Annotated in this window: 7 protein-coding genes and 1 riboswitch; of the genes, 5 read left to right on the top strand and 2 right to left on the bottom strand. The window is 70.6% G+C overall.

Annotated features, from left to right (window positions below; genetic code table 11):
- Nucleotides 1-108: 108 nt before the first annotated feature.
- Complete coding sequence (locus ACWCP0_RS11815; RefSeq protein WP_451078670.1) at nt 109-789, bottom strand: AAA family ATPase; 681 nt, start codon at nt 787-789, stop codon at nt 109-111.
- A gap of 128 nt (nt 790-917) precedes the next feature.
- Nucleotides 918-1,015, top strand: a riboswitch (glycine riboswitch).
- 150 nt (nt 1,016-1,165) lie between these two features.
- On the opposite strand from ACWCP0_RS11815, the gene gcvT reads away from it, so the two are divergent.
- The 4 genes from gcvT (at nt 1,166) to ACWCP0_RS11795 (ending at nt 5,529) form a co-directional block, all read left to right on the top strand.
- Nucleotides 1,166-2,281, top strand: a complete 1,116-nt coding sequence (gene gcvT, locus ACWCP0_RS11810; RefSeq protein ID WP_451078669.1) for a glycine cleavage system aminomethyltransferase GcvT — start codon at nt 1,166-1,168, stop codon at nt 2,279-2,281.
- A 64-nt stretch (nt 2,282-2,345) separates the two neighbouring features.
- On the top strand, nt 2,346-2,720 hold the full coding sequence (gcvH, locus tag ACWCP0_RS11805; protein WP_451078668.1) for a glycine cleavage system protein GcvH: 375 nt from the start codon (nt 2,346-2,348) through the stop codon (nt 2,718-2,720).
- A gap of 24 nt (nt 2,721-2,744) precedes the next feature.
- Nucleotides 2,745-4,004, top strand: a complete 1,260-nt coding sequence (glyA, locus tag ACWCP0_RS11800; RefSeq protein ID WP_451078667.1) for a serine hydroxymethyltransferase — start codon at nt 2,745-2,747, stop codon at nt 4,002-4,004.
- Between the two features lie 157 nt (nt 4,005-4,161).
- On the top strand, nt 4,162-5,529 hold the full coding sequence (locus ACWCP0_RS11795) for an L-serine ammonia-lyase (RefSeq protein WP_451078666.1): 1,368 nt from the start codon (nt 4,162-4,164) through the stop codon (nt 5,527-5,529).
- Nucleotides 5,530-5,609: 80 nt separating this feature from the next.
- Here the strand turns inward: ACWCP0_RS11795 and ACWCP0_RS11790 are convergent, their stop codons facing one another.
- Entirely contained in the window at nt 5,610-5,825 is a 216-nt protein-coding gene (locus tag ACWCP0_RS11790; RefSeq protein WP_451078665.1) for an EF-hand domain-containing protein, read from the bottom strand.
- 95 nt (nt 5,826-5,920) lie between these two features.
- On the opposite strand from ACWCP0_RS11790, the gene ACWCP0_RS11785 reads away from it, so the two are divergent.
- The gene (locus tag ACWCP0_RS11785) at nt 5,921-6,562 is read left to right on the top strand and encodes a GNAT family N-acetyltransferase (RefSeq protein ID WP_451078664.1); all 642 of its coding nucleotides are present in this window, start codon (nt 5,921-5,923) and stop codon (nt 6,560-6,562) included.
- Nucleotides 6,563-6,595 lie beyond the last annotated feature (33 nt).

Here is a 6,595-nt window from a genome sequence, read left to right as displayed (position 1 = left end):
TCGAGGACGGACACCCCGGCCCGCCGGACGATGCCGGGCGGCCCCCCGGGGCGGGGCCGGGGGCCTGCGCGCCGCAGGCAGGGGAAGGTCCTCGCAGGCGGCGGCGCCTCAGGGCGCCGGCGTGAAGCCGATGCGGGTCAGGGTCGTCGCCGCGTCGCGGTCGAGGAGGGTGGCGGAGGAGCAGCCCGCGGGGAGGCGGCCGCGCTCCGCGTCGCGGACGAGGCGGGATACGGCGAACCGGTGCCGGCTGAAGGCGTACGGCGACACGCCACGGCCCCGGTCCCGCTGACCCGCGCGGGCGACAGCAGGGCTGACGTCGAGGAGCAGCAGATGCAGCGCCCGCCCGCGCCGCCGCGCCTCGTGGGCCAGCCAGCGGCGCACCCAGGACTGGGTGCCGCAGTCGTGGACGACCACACCCGCGCCGGAACGCAGCGCGCGCCACAGCCCGGCATAGTGGGCGACGCGGACCAGCGGGCGATACGCCGCGTACGGCACGAGCCGCGGCATTCGCTCGTCCCACCGGTCCCGGGTGTCCTGGGAGTCGATCCCGCCGCCCTCGGCGGCGCGCCGGATCAGCGTGGACTTGCCGCTCCCGGGCAGCCCGGAGATCACGACCACGTCGCCGGGGGCGAACATCAGGCTCCGCGGGCCGCGCCCCCCACGCTCCCGCAGGTCACGCACCACGGGCGCGGGCATCCCCAGCAGCCCTCGGGCGGGCACGCCGGGCTGCACGCGCACGCGCACACCTGCTGTTGTCGTCATATAGGCACCTGACCGCTGCAACGTCATCGCTCTCCCCCTTGTCGGGTCATCGGGACCCTGCCCAGGAAGCTTAAAGAAAAGGTAATGACCAACAAGTGATTTGCCGATCGGAGCGCCCGTGCAATGATGTCCGCGCAAACTGCATACCGGCCGCTTGAATCCGCGCGGGAGAGTCCTGGCCACTTTGTGCGCCGGGCGCCGAAGGAGCAAGTACCTCCCTTGAATCTCTCAGGCCCCGTACCGCGCGCGACGAGGCAGATCTGAAAAGCGAGTCGCAGGTCCTGTGACTCCACCCAAGGTGCAAGTCGCGATCACCCGCACATGTGGTCGTGATGAACCTCTCAGGTTTCGATGACAGATGGGGAGGATCGTCCTCGCCAGTCATGCCCTGGGAGCCCTATCCATGAGCACCACCCCCCGTCTGACCGCCCTCGATGCGCTGCATCGCTCGCTGGGCGCGACCATGACCGATTTCGCCGGCTGGGACATGCCGCTGCGGTACGGCAGTGAGCGTGACGAGCACACCGCCGTCCGCACCAGGGCCGGTCTCTTCGACCTCTCGCACATGGGTGAGATCACCGTCACGGGGCCGCAGGCCGCCGCTCTTCTGGACCACTCGCTCGTCGGCAACATCGGCGGGGTCGCGGTCGGCCGGGCCCGCTACACGATGATCTGCCGGGAGGACGGCGGGATCCTGGACGACCTGATCGTCTACCGCCTCGGCGAGACGGAGTACATGGTCGTCGCCAACGCCTCGAACGCGCAGATCGTTCTCGACGCCCTCACCGAGCGTGCCCAGGACTTCGACGCCGTTGTACGCGACGACCGTGACGCCTATGCGCTCATCGCCGTACAGGGCCCCGAGTCACCCGGCATCCTCAAGTCGCTCACCGACGCCGACCTGGACGGACTGAAGTACTACGCCGGCCTGCCCGGCACCGTCGCCGGCGTCCCCGCGCTGATCGCCCGCACCGGCTACACGGGTGAGGACGGCTTCGAGCTCTTCGTCGAGCCGCGGCACGCGGAGAAGCTGTGGCAGGCACTGACCGAGGCCGGTGCGTCCGTCGGGCTCGTGCCCTGTGGCCTGTCCTGCCGCGACACGCTGCGCCTGGAGGCGGGCATGCCGCTGTACGGGCACGAGCTGACCACGGAGCTCACCCCCTTCGACGCGGGCCTCGGCCGGGTCGTGAAGTTCGAGAAGGAGGGTGACTTCGTCGGCCGTACGGCCCTGGAGGCCGCCGCCGGGCGCGCCGCCACGAACCCGCCGCGCAAGCTGGTCGGCCTGATCGCCGAGGGCCGCCGGGTGCCGCGCGCCGGGATGCCCGTCGTCGCGGGCGGCGAGGTCATCGGCGAGGTCACCTCGGGCGCACCGTCCCCGACCCTGGGCAAGCCGATCGCCATGGCCTATGTCGACGCGGCGCACGCCACGCCGGGCGCCGAAGGCGTGGGCGTCGACATTCGCGGTACCCATGAGCCGTACGAGGTCGTGGCGCTCCCCTTCTACAAGCGCCAGAAGTAGCCCTCGTAGTCACTCCAGCAGCCCCCATCAGCAGCACTCCCCCGCGTACAGGAGAATTCAGGCCATGAGCAACCCCCAGCAGCTGCGCTACAGCAAGGAGCACGAGTGGCTGTCGGCCGCCGAGGACGGCGTGTCGACGGTCGGCATCACGGAGCACGCGGCGAACGCACTCGGCGATGTCGTGTACGTCCAGCTCCCGGAGGTCGGTGACACGGTGACCGCGGGCGAGTCCTGCGGCGAGCTGGAGTCGACCAAGTCCGTCAGCGACCTGTACTCCCCGGTGACCGGCGAGGTCGTCGAGGCCAACCAGGACGTGGTGGACGACCCGTCGCTGGTGAACTCCGCCCCGTTCGAGGGCGGCTGGCTGTTCAAGGTGCGCGTCGCGGACGAGCCGCAGGACCTGCTCTCCGCGGACGAGTACACCGACTTCGCCAGCTGACCAGACACCCTTAGGGACCGCGTGATGTCGCTTCTCAACACCCCTCTCCACGAGCTCGACCCGGACGTCGCCGCCGCCGTCGACGCCGAGCTCCACCGCCAGCAGTCCACCCTGGAAATGATCGCCTCGGAGAACTTCGCTCCGGTCGCGGTCATGGAGGCCCAGGGCTCCGTCCTCACCAACAAGTACGCCGAGGGCTACCCGGGCCGTCGCTACTACGGCGGCTGCGAGCACGTCGATGTCGTCGAGCAGATCGCCATCGACCGCATCAAGGAGCTCTTCGGCGCCGAGCACGCCAATGTGCAGCCGCACTCGGGCGCCCAGGCCAACGCCGCCGCGATGTTCGCGCTGCTGAAGCCGGGCGACACGATCATGGGTCTGAACCTCGCGCACGGCGGGCACCTGACCCACGGCATGAAGATCAACTTCTCCGGCAAGCTCTACAACGTGGTCGCGTACCACGTCGACGACGCCACCGGCCAGGTCGACATGGCCGAGGTCGAGCGGCTCGCCAAGGAGTCCAAGCCGAAGCTGATCGTCGCCGGCTGGTCCGCGTACCCGCGCCAGCTGGACTTCGCCGCCTTCCGCCGGATCGCGGACGAGGTCGGCGCGTACCTGATGGTCGACATGGCCCACTTCGCGGGCCTGGTCGCCGCGGGTCTGCACCCGAACCCGGTGCCGCACGCCCATGTCGTGACCACGACCACCCACAAGACGCTGGGTGGCCCGCGCGGCGGCGTGATCCTCTGCACGGCCGAGCTCGCGAAGAAGATCAACTCCGCGGTCTTCCCCGGTCAGCAGGGCGGCCCGCTGGAGCACGTGATCGCGGCCAAGGCGGTCTCCTTCAAGGTCGCGGCCTCCGAGGAGTTCAAGGAGCGCCAGCAGCGCACCCTGGAGGGCGCGAAGATCATCGCCGAGCGCCTGGTCCAGGACGACGTGCAGCAGGTGGGCGTCTCGGTCCTGTCCGGCGGCACGGACGTCCACCTGGTCCTCGTCGACCTGCGACACTCGGAGCTGGACGGCCAGCAGGCCGAGGACCGGCTGCACGAGGTCGGCATCACGGTCAACCGCAACGCGATCCCGAACGACCCTCGCCCGCCGATGGTCACCTCGGGCCTGCGGATCGGCACGCCGGCGCTCGCGACCCGTGGTTTCCGGGCCGAGGACTTCCGTGAGGTCGCCGACATCATCGCCGAGGTGCTCAAGCCCTCGTACGACGGTGAGGCCCTCAAGGCACGCGTCTCGGCGCTCGCCGCGAAGCACCCGCTTTACCCTGGTCTGTAACAGCCTCTGACGGCTGCCGCACCAGCCCGAAGGAAAACAAACGGGGCACCGCACACACGTACCGGGTGAATGCGGTGCCCCGCACCACGTACCGCCCGTTCGTTCTTCTGCATCACCCTGGCGGACAACGGCGTCTACCACCCCTAGGAGTACCCCCGTGGCCATCTCGGTCTTCGACCTGTTCTCGATCGGCATAGGCCCGTCCAGCTCCCACACGGTCGGCCCGATGCGGGCGGCCGCCCTGTTCGCCCGCCGTCTGAAGAACGAGGGCCTGCTGGCCCACACCACCGCGATCCGGGCCGAGCTCTACGGCTCCCTGGGCGCGACCGGCCACGGCCACGGCACCCCGAAGGCGGTCCTGCTGGGCCTGGAGGGGGAGTCTCCCCGCACGGTCGACGTCGAGACCGCCGACGACCAGGTCGAACGGATCAAGAGCAGCAAGCGGATCAGCGTCCTCGGTGTGCACGAGATCGACTTCGACTTCGACGAGGACCTGGTCCTGCACCGCCGCAAGGCGCTGCCGTACCACGCGAACGGCATGACCCTCTGGGCGTACGACGCCGAGGGCCAGGCGCTGCTGGAGAAGACGTACTACTCGGTCGGCGGCGGCTTCGTCGTCGACGAGGACGCGGTGGGCGAGGACCGGATCAAGCTCGACGACACCGTGCTGAACTACCCCTTCCGCACGGGTGACGAGCTGCTGCGGCTCTCCCGCGAGACCGGTCTGTCGATCTCCGCGCTGATGCTGGAGAACGAGAAGGCCTGGCGGACCGAGGAGGAGATCCGCGAGGGGCTGCTGGAGATCTGGCGGGTCATGCAGGCCTGCGTCTCGCGCGGCATGTCCCGCGAGGGCATCCTGCCCGGCGGCCTCAAGGTCCGCCGCCGCGCCGCCACCACCGCGCGCAAGCTGCGCTCCGAGGGCGATCCGCAGGCCCTCGCGATGGAGTGGATCACCCTTTACGCGATGGCGGTGAACGAGGAGAACGCGGCGGGCGGCCGCGTCGTCACCGCCCCGACGAACGGCGCGGCGGGCATCATCCCGGCCGTCCTGCACTACTACATGAACTTCGTGCCCGGCGCGGACGAGGACGGGGTGGTCCGCTTCCTGCTCGCGGCCGGTGCGGTCGGCATGCTCTTCAAGGAGAACGCCTCGATCTCCGGCGCCGAGGTCGGCTGCCAGGGCGAGGTCGGCTCGGCCTGCTCCATGGCGGCGGGTGCGCTTGCCGAGGTGCTGGGCGGCTCCCCGGAGCAGGTGGAGAACGCCGCGGAGATCGGCATGGAGCACAACCTGGGCCTGACCTGCGACCCGGTCGGCGGGCTGGTCCAGATCCCGTGCATCGAGCGCAACGGCATGGCGGCGGTGAAGGCCGTCACGGCGGCGCGGATGGCCATGCGTGGCGACGGCAGCCACAAGGTCTCCCTGGACAAGGTCATCAAGACCATGAAGGAGACCGGCGCGGACATGTCGGTCAAGTACAAGGAGACCGCGCGCGGCGGTCTCGCGGTCAACATCATCGAGTGCTGAGACCGGTCCCCGGTCCTGGACACGGCACGGCACGGCCCCCGGCGTGATCGCCGGGGGCCGTGCCGTGTCCGCGTGCGACGTCAGCCCCTGTTCAGGGACGCCCAGAACTCGTCGAAGGTCAGCAGACCGCCGCCGTTGCCGTCCTTCGCCTTGATGACGGCCTCGGCGACGGGCTCGGTCACGTGGAAGTCGCCCAGCTGCGCCATGACGCTCTTGTACTCGGCGGCCGAGATCATCCCGTCACCGTTCAGGTCGTACCGCTCGAATGCCTTGCGCGCCGACTCGATGTCCGCCACTGGACCCGCCCCTTCTTGGTGCATTACTGACGGGAGTCAGGTTGTCGACGCAGGCCGGGCGGCATGCCCTGGGGGCGTTGGGAGACCATGGAGACATGAACGAGGCGCTGGCACGGATCCTGGAGGCGGCGGCGCGCGGCGAGTTCCCGCCGCCGGACGGTACGACCACGGTGATCCCGCAGCCGAATCCCCGGGACGCCGGCGTGCTGGCCTTCACCGCGCACTCGGTGGTGTTCACCGACGAGGATCCCGGGTGGATCCGGGCCGCCCTGACCGCCACGGCCGGCGATCCGCTCGCGGCGAGCATGAACCCCGCGTTCCTGAGCGCACTGATGGCCAGGACCGGCCGTTCCATGAACACGATCGACCTGCTGACGGTCGCCCCGGCCCGCGCGGGCCGTCCTGAGCTCCCACTGCGCGAGATCCAGGACCAGGCACATCCGCGCGTGGCGCGCGCCCTCAAGTTCCGTGACGACGTACGCGTCTGGGCCGCGGACGGCGGCGTGCTGGTCCTGGGCCGCGGGGTCGCCGGCCGCTGGGAGGCCGCGGTCGAGGTGGAGCTGGCGGCGCGCGGCGCCGGACTCGGGGTCGAACTCGCGCTGGCCGCGCGCCATCTGGTCCCGGGCGGGGGTCACGTGTGGGCGCAGCAGTCGCCGGGGAACGCCCGCAGTGTGCGGACCTTCCAGCAGGCGGGGTTCCGTCCGGTCGGCTCCGAGGCACTGCTGGTGGCCGGGTGACGCAGACGCGGTCCCGCCCCCCGGGTCGGCGGA

It is taken from the genome of Streptomyces sp. NPDC001970 (assembly GCF_053594115.1).
Note: the sequence above shows the minus strand (reverse complement) of the source record. Positions and strands in the feature narration are given on the sequence as shown.

Excerpts from the sequence above, each read along its gene's own strand:
- ACWCP0_RS11815 (WP_451078670.1), bottom strand. The coding sequence starts at position 789 with ATGACGTTGCAGCGGTCAGGTGCCTATATGACGACAACAGCAGGTGTG.
- gcvT (WP_451078669.1), top strand. The coding sequence starts at position 1,166 with ATGAGCACCACCCCCCGTCTGACCGCCCTCGATGCGCTGCATCGCTCG.
- gcvH (WP_451078668.1), top strand. The coding sequence starts at position 2,346 with ATGAGCAACCCCCAGCAGCTGCGCTACAGCAAGGAGCACGAGTGGCTG.
- glyA (WP_451078667.1), top strand. The coding sequence starts at position 2,745 with ATGTCGCTTCTCAACACCCCTCTCCACGAGCTCGACCCGGACGTCGCC.
- ACWCP0_RS11785 (WP_451078664.1), top strand. The coding sequence starts at position 5,921 with ATGAACGAGGCGCTGGCACGGATCCTGGAGGCGGCGGCGCGCGGCGAG.